General features: G+C 38.2%; 20 protein-coding genes and 1 riboswitch. Of the genes, 14 read left to right on the top strand and 6 right to left on the bottom strand.

Going from position 1 to position 14,566, the window contains the following annotated elements; all coding sequences use genetic code 11:
* Window positions 1–85 precede the first annotated feature (85 nt).
* Window positions 86–1,153, top strand: a complete 1,068-nt coding sequence (locus tag JOC49_RS11060; RefSeq protein WP_204665099.1) for a GGDEF domain-containing protein — start codon at window positions 86–88, stop codon at window positions 1,151–1,153.
* Window positions 1,150–1,446 carry a hypothetical protein gene (locus JOC49_RS11065; protein ID WP_204665100.1) on the top strand — a complete coding sequence of 99 codons (297 nt, stop codon included), beginning with the start codon at window positions 1,150–1,152 and terminating at the stop codon, window positions 1,444–1,446. Before JOC49_RS11060 ends, JOC49_RS11065 begins: the two co-directional genes overlap by 4 nt.
* A 246-nt stretch (window positions 1,447–1,692) precedes the next feature.
* Here JOC49_RS11065 and JOC49_RS11070 read toward each other — a convergent pair whose 3' ends face one another.
* The 3 genes from JOC49_RS11070 to JOC49_RS11080 are packed head-to-tail and all read right to left on the bottom strand — an operon-like array spanning window position 1,693 to window position 3,310.
* Window positions 1,693–1,926 (bottom strand): thioredoxin family protein, encoded by a 234-nt coding sequence (locus JOC49_RS11070; protein ID WP_204665101.1) that lies wholly within the window; start codon window positions 1,924–1,926, stop codon window positions 1,693–1,695.
* 12 nt (window positions 1,927–1,938) lie between these two features.
* Window positions 1,939–2,943: a permease gene (locus tag JOC49_RS11075; protein ID WP_204665102.1), complete on the bottom strand. Its 1,005-nt coding sequence runs from the start codon at window positions 2,941–2,943 to the stop codon at window positions 1,939–1,941.
* Window positions 2,944–2,962: 19 nt separating this feature from the next.
* On the bottom strand, window positions 2,963–3,310 hold the full coding sequence (locus JOC49_RS11080; protein WP_204665103.1) for an ArsR/SmtB family transcription factor: 348 nt from the start codon (window positions 3,308–3,310) through the stop codon (window positions 2,963–2,965).
* Window positions 3,311–3,451: 141 nt separating this feature from the next.
* On the opposite strand from JOC49_RS11080, the gene JOC49_RS11085 reads away from it, so the two are divergent.
* Window positions 3,452–4,159: a phosphatase gene (locus JOC49_RS11085; protein ID WP_204665104.1), complete on the top strand. Its 708-nt coding sequence runs from the start codon at window positions 3,452–3,454 to the stop codon at window positions 4,157–4,159.
* A 79-nt stretch (window positions 4,160–4,238) separates the two neighbouring features.
* On the top strand, window positions 4,239–4,655 hold the full coding sequence (rnk, locus tag JOC49_RS11090; RefSeq protein WP_204665105.1) for a nucleoside diphosphate kinase regulator: 417 nt from the start codon (window positions 4,239–4,241) through the stop codon (window positions 4,653–4,655).
* Window positions 4,656–4,713: 58 nt separating this feature from the next.
* Here rnk and JOC49_RS11095 read toward each other — a convergent pair whose 3' ends face one another.
* Complete coding sequence (locus JOC49_RS11095; protein WP_204665106.1) at window positions 4,714–5,139, bottom strand: DMT family transporter; 426 nt, start codon at window positions 5,137–5,139, stop codon at window positions 4,714–4,716.
* A gap of 9 nt (window positions 5,140–5,148) precedes the next feature.
* Window positions 5,149–5,565 (bottom strand): DMT family transporter, encoded by a 417-nt coding sequence (locus tag JOC49_RS11100; RefSeq protein ID WP_204665107.1) that lies wholly within the window; start codon window positions 5,563–5,565, stop codon window positions 5,149–5,151.
* Between the two features lie 145 nt (window positions 5,566–5,710).
* On the opposite strand from JOC49_RS11100, the gene JOC49_RS11105 reads away from it, so the two are divergent.
* The gene (locus JOC49_RS11105) at window positions 5,711–6,436 is read left to right on the top strand and encodes a Crp/Fnr family transcriptional regulator (protein WP_204665108.1); all 726 of its coding nucleotides are present in this window, start codon (window positions 5,711–5,713) and stop codon (window positions 6,434–6,436) included.
* A gap of 20 nt (window positions 6,437–6,456) precedes the next feature.
* On the opposite strand, the gene JOC49_RS11110 is transcribed toward JOC49_RS11105, so the two are convergent.
* Entirely contained in the window at window positions 6,457–7,020 is a 564-nt protein-coding gene (locus tag JOC49_RS11110) for a general stress protein (RefSeq protein ID WP_204665109.1), read from the bottom strand.
* Between the two features lie 143 nt (window positions 7,021–7,163).
* Here JOC49_RS11110 and JOC49_RS11115 point away from each other — a divergent pair, with 143 nt between their 5' ends.
* The 9 genes from JOC49_RS11115 (at window position 7,164) to JOC49_RS11155 (ending at window position 14,565) form a co-directional block, all read left to right on the top strand.
* Window positions 7,164–7,919 carry a MerR family transcriptional regulator gene (locus tag JOC49_RS11115; protein WP_204665110.1) on the top strand — a complete coding sequence of 252 codons (756 nt, stop codon included), beginning with the start codon at window positions 7,164–7,166 and terminating at the stop codon, window positions 7,917–7,919.
* A 93-nt stretch (window positions 7,920–8,012) separates the two neighbouring features.
* Window positions 8,013–8,513, top strand: coding sequence for a hypothetical protein (locus JOC49_RS11120; RefSeq protein ID WP_204665111.1), 501 nt, complete (start codon window positions 8,013–8,015; stop codon window positions 8,511–8,513).
* Entirely contained in the window at window positions 8,489–8,785 is a 297-nt protein-coding gene (locus JOC49_RS11125; protein WP_204665112.1) for a hypothetical protein, read from the top strand. Before JOC49_RS11120 ends, JOC49_RS11125 begins: the two co-directional genes overlap by 25 nt.
* A 42-nt stretch (window positions 8,786–8,827) precedes the next feature.
* Window positions 8,828–9,379, top strand: coding sequence for a diguanylate cyclase (locus tag JOC49_RS11130; protein WP_204665113.1), 552 nt, complete (start codon window positions 8,828–8,830; stop codon window positions 9,377–9,379).
* Between the two features lie 2 nt (window positions 9,380–9,381).
* On the top strand, window positions 9,382–10,407 hold the full coding sequence (locus JOC49_RS11135; RefSeq protein WP_204665114.1) for a potassium channel family protein: 1,026 nt from the start codon (window positions 9,382–9,384) through the stop codon (window positions 10,405–10,407).
* Between the two features lie 49 nt (window positions 10,408–10,456).
* Window positions 10,457–10,541: riboswitch (cyclic di-GMP riboswitch) on the top strand.
* Window positions 10,542–10,642: 101 nt separating this feature from the next.
* A complete protein-coding gene (locus tag JOC49_RS11140) occupies window positions 10,643–11,695 on the top strand; it encodes a type IV pilus twitching motility protein PilT (RefSeq protein ID WP_204665115.1) in 1,053 nt (350 codons plus the stop codon).
* 13 nt (window positions 11,696–11,708) lie between these two features.
* Window positions 11,709–12,806 (top strand): type IV pilus assembly protein PilM, encoded by a 1,098-nt coding sequence (gene pilM, locus JOC49_RS11145; protein ID WP_204665116.1) that lies wholly within the window; start codon window positions 11,709–11,711, stop codon window positions 12,804–12,806.
* 15 nt (window positions 12,807–12,821) lie between these two features.
* Window positions 12,822–13,382 carry a PilN domain-containing protein gene (locus tag JOC49_RS13465; RefSeq protein ID WP_204665117.1) on the top strand — a complete coding sequence of 187 codons (561 nt, stop codon included), beginning with the start codon at window positions 12,822–12,824 and terminating at the stop codon, window positions 13,380–13,382.
* Window positions 13,369–14,565, top strand: a complete 1,197-nt coding sequence (locus JOC49_RS11155) for a hypothetical protein (protein WP_204665118.1) — start codon at window positions 13,369–13,371, stop codon at window positions 14,563–14,565. The genes JOC49_RS13465 and JOC49_RS11155 overlap by 14 nt, the downstream gene beginning before the upstream one ends.
* Window position 14,566: the final 1 nt, after the last annotated feature.

Genomic DNA, 14,566 nt, shown 5'->3' on the forward strand with positions numbered 1-14,566 from the left:
CGTGGGGCACACGGGGATAGCTCGCTTATGCTGTAGCCATTAGGCTATTCGAACGAGAAGCCCCCACTTCTTAAGTGGTGGGAGTATGTCACAGAGTTTCAACGATAACCGTATTTTGTATCTCGGCTTTTTATCAGTTGTTACAGGCATTTGGATCTTATCCGAATCTAGGGCACTTCAATTTTTCACGGGGAATCGGTTTGTACTGGGTGGCATTAGCTACATGATGGTCCCGTTAATTGGTTTTTTTATTGTCCTTTTTGTCAAAGAGGCCATTGCAAACTCTCGTAGAGTCAAACGTATTTTAAAATGGATTGCAGCAGGATTTGGCTTGATTCTTTTGGCAATGATCTATGCACAAAGTGTTTTAAGGATGCCTTTTATTTTGGCGATGCAAACAGCTTCAGTGTTTATGATTGGCTTAATGGGCATTGTAATAGGATCCCTTTATTACGAATATAGAAAACTCGATAATGAAAATGTCAAACACTTGAAAAAATACATTTGGATTGTTATGATTAGTATTGGTCTGGAAGCAGTTGTTTTTTATTTAGGTGCTTTTGAATATACATCTACGTTTTTGCGGGTCGGTATATTGATTGTACTTTCAGGACTTCTTGTGGATTCTTACTTGTATTTGAAAGAATCCATTGAAACACAAAAAGAGCACCAACTACTAGAAGTGCTCGCTTACAAGGATTTTTTAACAGGTGGTGGCAATCGGACTGCCTATGAGCGAGATTTAGAAGTTCTTATGAATCGTGGTGTGTTTAGACTCGTTCTTATGGACATGAATTATTTAAAGAAAATTAATGATGAATTTGGGCATACTGAAGGCGACCGTGCGATAATGGCAGTTTTTAAGTCTGTTGAAGCCAGTTTTTCAGACTGTGGCCAGTGTTACCGAATAGGTGGAGACGAGTTTGCAGTTTTAATGAAAGACATTGAAGAAACACGTTATCAAAAGTGCCTTTCAAAACTTAAAAATCAACTGAATAAAGAGGCAGAACATGTTAAATTGCCACTTGAAATTGCTGTGGGGTCAGATGTTTACATGACGAAAACGTGGCCGGATTACAGAAAATTTTATCACCATGTAGACCAAAAAATGTACGACGACAAACTTAAAAAGAAACGAGGCGTGAAAATATGATTGAAATGCTTGTAAAATCCATTCAAATTGATTCGGAAAATCGAATTGTTGTTATGGTTCAGGACATGATTGCAGAACAGTTTTTAAATGATGAGTCAAGAAAAATGATAAAAGAAATGACTGAAAAGGCACTGGGAGATGATTTTGTCAAATTAGAAGTTTCCAAGAAAAGTTTCCGTGTCACCGTTGCAGAAGGCACTGAAGAAAGCTCAAAACAAAAGATAGAGGACGAACTCAAAAAATATCTAGAAATGGCCATGGAATTCATGTCACAAATGAAGCCAGAGGAATAGGGGATAGGGGGTAGTTGGTTAGGGGGTAGTTGGTTAGGGGATAGTTGGTTAGGGGATAGTTGGTTAGGGGATAGTTGGTTAGGGGATAGTTGGATAGGGGATAGTTGGTTAGAGGGGAGGCTGTGGCACGTTGAGTGCAACTATTGTTGCAGTATTTGACGCGACGCCAGTCGCAATCACCGCTGCGAAGCAGCGCTCAAACGTGCCCTTGGGCACACTCGACTGGTTTTTGCCTCCGAAAAAAAATTAAGGTTGCAGGATTTTCACGATATCTTTCACAGATGGTACTTTTCCCACAGTTTTTACGACTTCATCCACAACAAGGGCAGGTGTCATCATAACGCCATAGCTCATAATGGATTTGACATCTTCAATTTTTTCCACGCTTATGTCAAGCCCTAATGTTTTTACAGCTTCTTTCGCATGTTCTTCAAGTTTTCTACATTTCGCACATCCTGTGCCAAGTACTTTAATCGTCATTTTGTAGCCTCCTTATAAAAATATATGGCCAAACGCGTTAAATGCGTAACCAATAATTAGAATACCAAGTGTAACGATACCTGCAAAAATAATGAGCAACTCTTTTTTTACGACTTTTTTAAGCAGAATCATAGAGGGGAGTGAAAGGGCTGTAACGGCCATCATAAATGCAAGTGCTGTACCGATTCCGACGCCTTTTGAAACGAGGGCTTCTGCAATTGGAAGGGTTCCAAAAATATCTGCATACATTGGGATGCCTACAACAGTTGCTAAAAGAACAGAATACCACTTGTCTTGTCCTAAAATTGCTGTAATCCAGGTTTCTGGAATCCAATTGTGTATGGCGGCACCGATGCCGACACCAATTAAAATATAAAGCCAAACCTTTTTAATGATGTCTAAGACTTGTTCTTTGGAAAAGGCCAATCGGTCTTTAACGGTTAATGTCTCTTGCGGCATGTCTAAAACTTTATTGCTATAAACAAACGATTCTACATATTTTTCAAGTTTTAACCAGCTGATTAAACTGCCACCTAAAACGGCCAAAATGAGTCCAACAACAACATAGGCAATGGCGATACGCCAGTTAAAAATACTGGCCAGCAGTAAGACAGAAGCTAAATCCACTAAGGGTGACGAAATCAAGAAGGAAAATGTAACGCCTATTGGGAGGCCTGCACTGGTAAACCCTATAAATAGAGGGATGGAAGAGCAGGAACAAAATGGCGTAATGGTTCCTAAAAGTGCACCGAGGATATTTGCTGTTATGCCTTTGAAGTTACCCAGAATCTTACGGGTTCTCTCGGGGGGAAAGAAGCTTTGAATGTAAGAAATGGAAAAAATCAAAACAGATAACAAAATAAAGATTTTTATAACGTCATAGATGTAGAAGTGAAGGCTACTGCCAATTCTGCTCTGAACATCTAGGCCAAAGACTTCTTCAACCAATTTATGTACAGCTTCGGATAGCCAAGTCATTTTTAAAACCTGCTCATTTAGCCAAGTAAAAATAAACATGCGTGTTTACCACCTTTCATTATGCATTAATTTGACAAATGCTCATGTATTGGTCTCTTTGGTCAAGCATGGCGCTGTCTTTTGCTAAAACTGGGAATTGATCAATGTCATCTAATATAGATTGAAGTGTGCGCATTAGAATTTCGTTTTCAGTCTTTAGATGGTAAAAAACATACTTCTCTTTGCGGGCATCGGTAACCAACATCATATCCCTTAACTTGGATAAGTTCTTGGAAATCCTAGGCTGGGGTGATCCAATTATACCGGCGAGTTCACACACACAGAGGTCCTCTTGAAATAAGAGCAATAACATTCTTAGGCGTGTCTCATCAGATAATAGCTTGAATATGGAAGTTAAATCGGTCATAAAGGGCTCCTTATCTATACATATGCACATATGGGAATATGTATAATATACTAAAGACTTTCCCGCTTGTCAATCCCTTATATGATAGATATAATAAATACTGTTGTATGCTTAAACATTTAGAAATATAAAGGATAGGTTATGAAAAATTTATTAGATTTACACACCCATACAATTGCCAGTGGACATGCTTATACCACATTGCTGGAGAATGTGGCAGCTGCAAAGCGTAATGGACTTGTAATTTTAGGGGTTTCAGACCATGCACCTGAGATGCCGGGTGGGGCACACAAGTTTTATTTTCACAATTTAAAGGTGTTGCCGGATTCAATTGATGGGATTCGAATTTTAAAGGGCGCTGAGCTGAACATACTGAATCAAGAAGGCGAAGTGGATTTGGGTGGTCGTGCAGTTGATGTGCTGGATTATGCAATTGCCAGTCTTCATGTACCCTGTATTGAAAATCTTGGCATTGAGGGAAACACTCAGGCACTGATTCGGGCTATGGACCATAAACTTGTTAAGATTATTGGACACCCGGACGATTCAAGATATCCAGTGGATTATGAAGCCCTAGTACAGGTGGCTGTTGAAAAAAGGGTTCTTCTTGAAGTGAACAACAGTTCCTTAATGCCTTATGCAACACGTGAAGGGGCGAGGGAAAACTATAGGGACATGCTCAGACTTTGTGAAAAATACAATGCGCCTGTTATCATAGGCAGTGATGCCCACTATTGTGATCATGTGGGCGGCATGGATCAGGCTTTAGAACTCATGGAAGAAATAGGATTTCCAAAAGCGCTTGTTGTTAATTTTAATGCAGATTTGTTTTGGACTTATATAAGTTAATCCTCTTGATTAGAGTCCATAAATTTGGTATGCTAATGGTTAATAAGTTGTTTTTTAACAAACAAGGAGGATGCAGGTTATGAACCGTGAAATTAGGATTACGGCAAAGGATCTGGATAAATTAAAAGCGCTTGTAGCTGAAGAACGTGAATTTGGGAAAAATAAAGAAGCCAAAAGCTTGAAAAATTTGGAGTCTGAACTTAATCGGGCTATTGTGGTTGCTTCTGTGGACATTCCAAGAGATATTATAACCATGAATTCAAAGTTTACGCTAATTAACTTGGAAACCGGTGAAGCAGAAACATATAGTTTGGTTTATCCTGAGGAATCCGATTTAATAGAAAATAAAATCTCCATTTTGGCACCTGTTGGAACGGCTATGCTAGGGTATCAAGAAGGGGATATAATTGATTGGGAAATTCCCGATGGGAGCGTCAGGTTTAAGATTGAAAAAATACTGTTCCAGCCTGAAGCTGAAGGCCAGTATGATTTGTAAACAAATCAATAAAAATAACCCGCTTTCTTCAGTGGATGACTGATGAAAACGGGTTATTTTATTTTGAAGTGGAAGATTGTACGTATAAGCCAATTAAGACGATTATCATACCGATGATGACTTTGATTTCAAGAACACCAATCAAATAATAGTCTAAGAAAAAGCCCATTGTCATTTGACCTAAAAATGGCAAAATGGCAATGTGCATTGCCCGAATGCGAACGGAATAGTAATTCATCATTAACATGACGCTTAGGCCCAATAAGCCACCTGCAAAATAGATGGGGTTCACTTTAACATCAAGAGCCGTTAGAGCGTTTCCAGGCAAAAGGGCTAAAAACAGAATGCCAAATATAAAGGCAGTAAAATAGTGGTTAAATGAGGCTTTAAATGTCCCCATCGCAAGTGTGTTGCGACCATTCAAAATCGGGGTAACCGTTACGAGGATCCCAATAAATATTGCAAATAGATAAACAAGGGCCATAATATCTCCTTAAAAAATCATTATCCATAGACCGACAGACATAATGGCAACGCCAAGCCACTGTTTCGTATGTGTTTTGGAAGCATCTTTGCCAAGCAAGCCAAAGTGGTCAATTATCAACGACGTGACAACTTGACCAAGGAGGGTGAAAGCAACCATTAAAGTGACGCCAATTTGAGACATGACATAATTGTTTAAGATTATTGTCAGTGAGCCCATAACGCCTGGGATAAGGAATACCCATTTGTAAGCAACTTTAGGCGTTTGCTTTCTGAAAACAAAAACCATAATTCCAAAAAACAGAAAGCCGATACCATGATACACAATGTTGCTGATATAAGTTGAAGTTACCGCGCTTAACTGACCATTGAAATAGACCATCAATGAAAGAACTAAGCCCGTAAAATATGCAATCCATAAAGTCATAAGGAACTCCTCAAACATTTTCTATCTATTAGTATAATAGAGATCGTATATTAAAAATATGACATTTGTCCTATTTGTGAGTGATTAATCTTTTAAAATGTGTTAAAATTTAACAAAGCGATTAGAGGAAAGGACATTAGGACTGATGAAAATTGATACGGATGTATTGAGGCTGCAGAGAATAATAAATCAATATGCTTTAAGTGGGATTTTAACACAGGACATGATTGCTTCTGCAGAATTGGTAATCTATGATCAAGATGAGGGTGTTTTAGAAGCAAATCAACCCATGCACTATTTCTATTTCTTTGTTTCTGGCAAGTTAAAGGTTTTTCAAGTTCATGAAAATGGGCGTGCCTTACTCTTGCAATTTTACTCGGCATTTGATTCGCTAGGCGAAGTTGAATTTATGAATGATGCACCTGCAACGTGTTCAGCAGTTGCAGTTCAAGAATCTTTACTGATTCGCATCCCATTTGAAGTGATGCACCATTCGGCAAAAAATCATCCACCTTTTCTTAGATATGTGATTCGGTCACTTTCAGCAAAATTAATGGCCGCAGACAAACACCACGCCTACAATTTGCTTTATCCGGTTAAAAATAGACTTTCCAGTTATTTAAAGGCATATAGCCAGAACACTCAAATGATTGAACTTAAAGATTCCATGCAAGAAATATCTGAATACATTGGCACAACATATAGACAATTGCATCGGGCTTTCGATCAACTCCAAAAGTCTGGGGTTATTGATAAAAAAGGAAAACGCATTTTAATTCAGAATACCTCAGAATTAGAATCCCTTGCTGGCGAACTTTATACAGTAGACTTATCTACAATTGGACACATTGAAAGGCATGGCGCAAAGTAACTGCGCCATGCCTTTTGGGCTTATTTGAGCTTTTTATAATCGTCTGTATCCGCATTAAACTTATAAGTGTCCCGTATGATGCTTTCGTTGTCATGAAATGCTTTATGGACGCGATCTTGATAGATGCCATTTTCATCATCAACAAAAACAATGATTTTATCTTCATTAAGGTAGCGGTCATAGAGTTCAGCTTCTTGCCGCGTAAAGCCCATGCCAGTCAATGACCCGATCAGGCCACCAATAGCGCCGCCAGTAACAAGTCCTCCAAGAGCGGATGCTGCAGGGCCTGCAGCGAGAAGTGGACCGGCTCCAGGCACGGCCGCTAGACCAAGACTGGCTAAAAGACCACCAAAGCCACCGAGAATACCACCTGTAACTGTACCGGCTTCGGTGTTTGAGAGTTCGGTATGTCGTTTCATATGGATATCTGTATCCGCTAATTTTTTTAAATTTTCAACTTCTGATTCTGAATGATATAAAACAGAAATGTCGCTTGGATTAAATCCAGCTTCGATTAGACGTTCTATGGAACGAAATGCGTTACTTTCATGTTCAAATACACCAACGCGTTTATTGCTTTTCATAAGATCTCCTTTCTTCGACTGAAATACTTTCTATTAAACCCTTACCACGACTTGATGTGAAATAAACGGCGTTCATTAAATTTTAAAAAAACATTGACATTGACGTTACGTTATAGTTTACTGTATAAACAGTGGAGGTGAGAATGGTTTATCAAATTAAAGAATTGGCACAGTTGGCTGGTGTTAGCACTAGAACCCTACGGTACTATGATGAAATTGGTCTTCTTACACCGTCAGAAGTGAATGAAGCTGGGTATCGTTTTTACTGGAATGAAGAAGTGGATAGACTTCAGCAGATACTCTTTTATAAGTCGCTCGATATAAAACTTTCAGAGATTAAACGTATTATGATGACACCTACCTATGACATTGATGTTGCTCTAGAGGGACATCATCAAGCACTAAAAGAAAAAAGAGATCAACTGAATGTGTTGATTCAAACGGTTGAAAACACAATTTTATCTAGAAAAGGAGCGTATAAAATGACACAATTAGAAAAGTTTGAAGGCTTTAAACGTAAGATAATGGCTGAAAACGAAGAAAATTTTGGCACAGAAATTCGAGAAAAATATGGCGAGCCTATGGTTGAGAAAAGCAATGAGAAATTCGCTAAGTTATCAGAGGCTGACTATAATGAAATGCAAAGTACTGAAGTTGCGTTTGTTGAAATGGTAAAAAAAGTTCTTTTAAGTCAAGATGTAGACTCATCAGAAGCAAAAGAGGCTTACAACCTGCACCGAAAATGGTTGGAATATACCTGGCCAGCTTATAATGCAGAGGCGCACAAGGGATTGGCAGACCTCTATGTTTCGGATGATCGATTTGGCGCTTACTATGCAGAAAAAGTTGGTGAACCTGCAGCTGAATGGATTCATAAAATAATTCATAAATATGCTTAGCGTGAGAATTTTGCCCCTTTTGGGGGCTTTTTTGTTTGCGCTAAGATAAATATGGGAATATAATTAATGGTATAAAAAGAAGAGGGGGGGACTATGAGCAAGCAAAATTATTTGATTGTAATCGTTATTGGATTCATAACGTTATTGTGGATTGGAATGCTTTTTTATTTTAATTCAAAATATGAAACTGATTTTATATTTGAGGCATTGATAAATAAAAGTGATGTGACTTATCTTATGAAGCTTGCTTCTGAATCTGATGAACTTGAAAAGGAAGTGTACCGTAATCAACTTTACAAACGGTTCGATACACTTTATCATATGACACTTGACTATGATTTTAGGCAATTGCATTTTCACCTTCCAACTGGTGAAAGTTTTCTTAGAATGCACGCACCTGAAAAATACGGGGACTTCTTATTTGACATTAGGGCAACAGTTCGGGACGTAAATTTAGAAAAAAATATGTTGCGGGATTTGAAGAAGGTCGAATATTTAATGGGTATCGTTTTGTCTACCCGCTTGCTCATCGGGATCTTCATGTGGGAAGTGTTGAAGTTTCAATATCTATGGCCAGTATCATTGATGTTTTGACTCAAAAATACCCGGAAGCAGATATCGGGTTTATTTTGGATAAGAAAATTATGACGGAAAATGTCTTTGAGTCTGAGCAGTCCCGTTACTTTGAAAGTTATGTATCAGAAGATTACGTTTCAGATCGTCATGTCTTTGAGAGTATAGTTGTAAGTGAAACGAATCCCAAATTATATCAAGATTCAGAGTTTCTAGATCAATTAAAAGCGATAGCTGGGGATTACCTAAAAAATAAAACCTCTTTTAGCACAGACATTTCATATAAGGGATAAATTTATTTGGCACAACTGGGTGCGACAACTCTATATATAATTGTGTTGGCTTTTTTAGTGACGCTTAATCGGATTCGTAAAGACTTTATGGAACTTGCACTAAGAGATCAATTGACAGGCATCTACAACAGACTTTCCTTCTTTGAATTTGCAGAGAAGGAAGTCGCTAAATGTAAAAGAACTAAAAAGCCAATGCATCTGTTAATGTTTGACATAGATTTCTTTAAGAAGGTCAATGATACCTTTGGACATGCTAAAGGCGACTTGGTTTTAAGAGAAATTAGTGGCCTTGTCCAGTCTTCCATTCGCTCTTATGATATTTTGGGGCGTTATGGGGGCGAAGAATTTATGGTCTTAATGCCCGATATAGATTGTGAAAATGCAAAGGATGTCGCAGAACGCATTAGACTCGAAATTGAGTGTCACGAATTTGAAGGTGTAGGCCGTGTAACAGTTAGCATTGGGTTAGCACAGTACACCTCTCCGGAATCAATAGAATCCTTGATTGATCGGGCAGATCAGGCTTTGTATGTGGCAAAAGAAACTGGAAGAAACCGAGTTTGTACTTGGGAACACCCTAACAATGAGGTCTAATTATGTTTGAAAATCGAAATCTTAGATTAATAATGATTATATTAATAGGCCTTCTTCTGGTGGGTACAGTAGGCTATAAAATCCTTCTTGGCGTAAACACTTTGGATGCCCTCTATATGACTGTAATCACAATATCTTCAGTGGGCTATCAAGAAGTGGCACCTATGACAGAACCTGCAAAACTTTTTTCTATAATTTTAATATTTTTAGGTGTAGGGACCTTAGGATATGCCCTCACAAATTTACTCCTTTTAATTGTAGAAGGTGATATGAATCATTTCTGGAGGAAAAGACGGATGGAAAAAGAAATTAAAACCTTGAAGAATCATTATATTTTGTGTGGTGCGGGCGAAACTGGTGAAGTGGTTATAAATGAGTTTGTAAAAAACCATACAGATTTTATTGTGATTGAGAAAGACAAGGAACGGTATTTAAATTATATGTCTCAAGGGGTACCCATTATACATGGCGATGCAACTGAGGAACAAACTTTAGAGAGAGCAAATATTAAAGCAGCAGCTGGTTTGATTAGTGCGCTCCCTTCCGATGTGGACAATGTGTTTGTGGTTTTAACGGCCAGAACCATCAATAAAGACATTTACATCATTGCACGTGCTTCAGACAAACATGCCCCAGACAAACTTAAAAAAGCGGGGGCGAACAAAACAATTTCAGCAACACAGATTGGTGGCAGACGGATGGCAGCCCAGATGCTTAGGCCTTCAGTTGTCTCATTTTTAGAAGTCGTTACCAGTATTGATGATGTCCAATTGGATTTACAGGATGTAGTCATTAATCAAGGGAGTGAAATGATTGGGAAAACACTTCGAGATTTAAAAATTCCCGACCGTTTTGGGCTGGTTGTTATTGCGGCTAAGAAGTTGGGCGCTTCAAGAATGTCGCTAAACCCAAAATCGGATTTGTCTTTAAATGTTGGTGACTTGATTCTTGTGCTTGGAAATGATGCACAAGTGAAAGACTTAAAACAACTGGCTGGTGATTCTGGATACAGGGAACATGAAGATTAATTTAAGAAAACATTTACAGGGCAAAATTTTTATAATATAATTATCTTAATAGGATAATTGGCAAACTGCTTGAAAAGGTAGGGCGCAAAGCATGAAGTCTAAGACCTTATGGTTATGATGGTTCAGCTGCAGTTTATATTTACTGCAGCTTTTTTTTATTATAATCTAATGACTTAAGGGTATTTTGAATCATATGGGGTATGAATAACTATTATATAAATAGAAGGGGGGGTTTATGAACGTATTAAATGTTCTAAAATGGGCATCTGATGCTGAAGCGTCTGATGTGCACTTTGTAGTAGGCAATCCTCCAATCGTTCGAATGGATGGCGTTCTAAAAACGCTGGATGAACCAGTTCTGGAACGCGAAGACACAGAAATGTATGCAAGGTATATGCTCAATGATAGCCAGTACAAGATATTTGAAACATCTGGTCAAGTGGATTTGGCCTACAGGTTGGAAGATGGGAGTACGTATAGAATCAATGTTTTTAGGTATAGTGGAAAAACGGGAATTGCTTGTCGTGTTATCAAAGATAAGATTCCCACTGCCAAAGAATTAGAACTTCCTGAAATTATTGAAAAGGTTTCTGACTTCACATCTGGATTGGTTCTTGTAACGGGTCCTACAGGATGCGGAAAATCAACAACCATTGCAACAATTATTGATTCTATTAATAAGAAAAAAAATTGTCATATACTCACCATTGAAGACCCTATAGAGTATGTCCATAAAAACGACTTAAGCATTATTACACAGCGTGAAGTGGGATCGGATTGTAACAACTTTCCAGAGGCACTTAGGGCTGGTCTTAGGCAAGATCCAGATGTGATTATGGTTGGGGAGATGCGGGATTTGGAAACCATTTCAACAGCAGTGACAGCAGCTGAAACTGGGCATTTGGTTTTGGCAACGCTTCATACGAGAAACGCTTATCAAACCATTGAACGTATTATTGATGTTTTTCCATCGGCCCATCAGCAGCAAATTAGAGTGCAACTTGCAAATTCTTTGATGGCTGTATTTTCTCAAAGGCTCTTACCGCGTAAACGGACAACGGGGCGAATCGCCGCTGTAGAGAGTTTGATTGTAACACATGCGGTTCGAAATCTAATCCGTGAAAACAAGGTGCATCAATTGTATACAGCCATTCAAACGGGTCAACGGTTGGGGATGCAAACGATGGATGATTATCTAATAAAGTTATACCAAAATCACACAATCAATCGCGTGACACTTCTTGAAAATGTCACCGAGCGTGATGCAGTATTAAAAGTTATAGATTAGGGGGGGCAATACAATGGCGAAAGCTAAGGGAAAGCGAATAAAAAGTAGCCTGTTGTCAGTAAATCTTGGAAGTCATAGTGTTAAACTGGTTGAAGGGGTCCATTCGGGGGAAAGGCTGAAAATTACAAACATGGCACTTGTACAGATTGACAACAAAGTCTACGAGGATGGTGTCATACATGATGAACTTGCACTTAAACACGCAATTACATCGGCTATGAAGACCCATAAATTTCGCAACAAAAATGTGGTGTTGACTTTTGAAAGTTCAGAAATTATCAAAAGGGAGATGCTGATTCCAAAAGTGGATCCGCAGGATCAAATGGAAATGATTCGCTACGAAGTTGGGGAATATCTACCAATTGATACAAGCACATATGTTTTGCAATATAAGGTGCTTGAAGACGTGGAAACGGAATCAGGGCTTAAAACGAAGGTTTTATTAGGGGCTATGCCAAAAGACATGGTTGAGAGTCATATGAAACTTTTAGAGTCTTGTGGCTTGAATCCAAAAATCTTAGACATGCAGACCAATGCAGCGGAAAAATTGGCGCAATGGATTTCCAAATCCAACCGGTATGATGCCCTGAAAACATTTGCTTATATAGACCTTGGCCACAAAATAATTAACATTACCTTACTTGAAAACAATGAATTTAAATTTAATCGCTTGGTAAAACTTGGCGGATTTGACTACGATCGAATCCTGATGGAAACTTTATCACTGGACCGTGAAGATGCGGAAACCAGGAAGATGAATACAAGTGTTATGGACATTGTTCAGGCATATGAAAGTCCTGAATTCCAAGAGATGGATGTGGAAAAGAAAGAAGTGATTCAAGAGACCATAGACTTTCTGGAAAATAGTGTTGAAGAAATTCGAAAAGTTTTCAAGTATTACACCAGTCGTGAATCAGAAAATGTAATTGATAAAGTACTCTTATATGGTGGGGGAGCTGGTCTCAAAGATATGACATTGTTTTTGAAAGACCGTCTTGAGTTACCTGTTGAAACTTTTAAATTTTTTGACGGCGTCGAAATCACAGCCAAATGTGATGGGGATGAATATCCTAAATTTGTCAGCGCAATTGGCGCCTTGATTCGAATTTAAAAGGGGGGGAATACAGTGGATTTTAACTTTTTTGAACCGTATTTGAACGCACCAAAAAAATCAAATTTTAAGACGATTATTATAGTTTTGCTATTTATAGCAGCCATTGCTTTGATGGCTTACTATCAGTATTTGCTACTTGACCAATCTAAAACCCTTCAAAACGAAATTGCTGAAATTGATGCTTACATTCAGTCTGACGCGGTGGTTCAGCAAAGGGAAACAGTTCTTGAAAAACAAAATTATGAGAAAGCCTTGGCTTCAACTTATGCGTCCATGAAAGCGGTGGAAACACAAATTGAGTCGGCTAACGCAGTGGAAACGCAATTAATAGAGAAAATTAATGCTGAAATACCTGAAAATGTATTTTTATCCAATATACAAATTTTAAAAGGGGCTGTAAGTTTTACTGGATTTGCATCAGATTATAAGGCCTTGTCCCAATTTGTTTATAATGTACGAGGTTTGGAGGAAGTGGATACTTTGTCAATTCCAACGGTAAACGAACTGGAAGAGAATTTATCCTTCTCAGTAAATGGAATTTTAAGTGAGGAGGGTCAAGATGAGAGTCAGTAAAAGAGATAAAATGTTACTTGTTGTTTTGTTTGTTATTGTGTTGATTTTTGGCTACTATTATTTTCTCATGTTGCCTCAGGAAGCGAAAATTGAGTCTGAAAAAATTGCGCTGGAAGAGAAACAACAAGAAAAAATACAGTTAGATGCCCTTCTTGCATCAGAGGCTGGAATTGATCAAAGGATCGCAGAAACTGAAACGGACATTGACACAATCGCAAAAAAACTTTATGGGGACGTGACCCATGAAGAAATATTAATGACACTTGAGAAATTTGCAGAAGAAACAGAATTTGATCTTGGAAATTTAACATTTATAAATAATGCGTCAGAGGCAGTGAATGGTGTCCGCCATACAGCCAATGTTAACTTTACCAGTGATTATTTTTCAATGATGGATTTTATTGAAAATATTGAAAAAAACAGTAAGAAGGTTGCTGTTAAAGAAATTGCAATTCGAAACACCTATGAAGATGCACTGTCTGGAAATATGGTTTTAGAGTTCAATGGATCGAGTTTGGTTGAAGCCTATGATGGAAATTATAAAAAACTTGTATCTTCAGCCTACAATTACCGAGATATTATTCCTGGCCCATTTAAGCCGTATGAAACGTTTAATTTGACTGAAGCGGTTGTGGAGCAGCCACCTATAACAACGCCTGAATTTATACCTGAAGAAGAAACACCTATAGATTATGAAGACTACAAGCCTAAAACAAAAATTTATGATTTTGAAGATGGCGATGTATTCTTTGTTGGAAATTCAGAGGACATTGAAGGGTTTGTGACACGGAATAAGACCCATTTATCTGGCGCATATTCTGCGGAAGTTGTCTTTGATTTTGTAGCACCGAGAATTTTTAGCGAAGCCAATATTGTGTTTGAAAACAATCCAGTTGTTTTAAACCGTCAAGTTGAATCGCTCAGTTTATGGGTGTTTGCGTATGAAGCATCTGATCATGCAATTGGTGCAGTTGTTATTGATTCTAAAGGCAAAGAGTACCGTGTAGAATTGGCGACTCAAGTAGATTGGACTTTATGGCAGGAAATTGAAGCGGTAATGCCGGTTGAAATCACATATCCTGCTATGATTCAAAGGCTCTATATAGAAGGCGTTGGCTACGAACAAAAATTAACGGGTAAATACTTGTTGGATCAATTACAAGTTGTTTATCCTGTGGAATAGG

The sequence above is a fragment of the Fusibacter tunisiensis genome, assembly GCF_016908355.1.
Lineage (GTDB): Bacteria > Bacillota > Clostridia > Peptostreptococcales > Acidaminobacteraceae > Fusibacter_D > Fusibacter_D tunisiensis.

What these genes read in the sequence shown, in the direction of transcription:
- JOC49_RS11080 (WP_204665103.1), bottom strand. Translation starts at nt 3,310, where the DNA reads ATGACCGATTTAACTTCCATATTCAAGCTATTATCTGATGAGACACGC.
- JOC49_RS11070 (WP_204665101.1), bottom strand. Translation starts at nt 1,926, where the DNA reads ATGACGATTAAAGTACTTGGCACAGGATGTGCGAAATGTAGAAAACTT.
- JOC49_RS11085 (WP_204665104.1), top strand. Translation starts at nt 3,452, where the DNA reads ATGAAAAATTTATTAGATTTACACACCCATACAATTGCCAGTGGACAT.
- JOC49_RS11110 (WP_204665109.1), bottom strand. Translation starts at nt 7,020, where the DNA reads ATGAAAAGCAATAAACGCGTTGGTGTATTTGAACATGAAAGTAACGCA.
- pilM (WP_204665116.1), top strand. Translation starts at nt 11,709, where the DNA reads ATGGCGAAAGCTAAGGGAAAGCGAATAAAAAGTAGCCTGTTGTCAGTA.
- JOC49_RS11115 (WP_204665110.1), top strand. Translation starts at nt 7,164, where the DNA reads ATGGTTTATCAAATTAAAGAATTGGCACAGTTGGCTGGTGTTAGCACT.
- JOC49_RS11140 (WP_204665115.1), top strand. Translation starts at nt 10,643, where the DNA reads ATGAACGTATTAAATGTTCTAAAATGGGCATCTGATGCTGAAGCGTCT.
- JOC49_RS11120 (WP_204665111.1), top strand. Translation starts at nt 8,013, where the DNA reads ATGAGCAAGCAAAATTATTTGATTGTAATCGTTATTGGATTCATAACG.
- JOC49_RS11125 (WP_204665112.1), top strand. Translation starts at nt 8,489, where the DNA reads ATGGCCAGTATCATTGATGTTTTGACTCAAAAATACCCGGAAGCAGAT.
- JOC49_RS11105 (WP_204665108.1), top strand. Translation starts at nt 5,711, where the DNA reads ATGAAAATTGATACGGATGTATTGAGGCTGCAGAGAATAATAAATCAA.
- JOC49_RS11155 (WP_204665118.1), top strand. Translation starts at nt 13,369, where the DNA reads ATGAGAGTCAGTAAAAGAGATAAAATGTTACTTGTTGTTTTGTTTGTT.
- JOC49_RS11100 (WP_204665107.1), bottom strand. Translation starts at nt 5,565, where the DNA reads ATGACTTTATGGATTGCATATTTTACGGGCTTAGTTCTTTCATTGATG.
- JOC49_RS11065 (WP_204665100.1), top strand. Translation starts at nt 1,150, where the DNA reads ATGATTGAAATGCTTGTAAAATCCATTCAAATTGATTCGGAAAATCGA.
- JOC49_RS11060 (WP_204665099.1), top strand. Translation starts at nt 86, where the DNA reads ATGTCACAGAGTTTCAACGATAACCGTATTTTGTATCTCGGCTTTTTA.
- JOC49_RS11135 (WP_204665114.1), top strand. Translation starts at nt 9,382, where the DNA reads ATGTTTGAAAATCGAAATCTTAGATTAATAATGATTATATTAATAGGC.
- JOC49_RS11075 (WP_204665102.1), bottom strand. Translation starts at nt 2,943, where the DNA reads ATGTTTATTTTTACTTGGCTAAATGAGCAGGTTTTAAAAATGACTTGG.
- JOC49_RS11095 (WP_204665106.1), bottom strand. Translation starts at nt 5,139, where the DNA reads ATGGCCCTTGTTTATCTATTTGCAATATTTATTGGGATCCTCGTAACG.
- rnk (WP_204665105.1), top strand. Translation starts at nt 4,239, where the DNA reads ATGAACCGTGAAATTAGGATTACGGCAAAGGATCTGGATAAATTAAAA.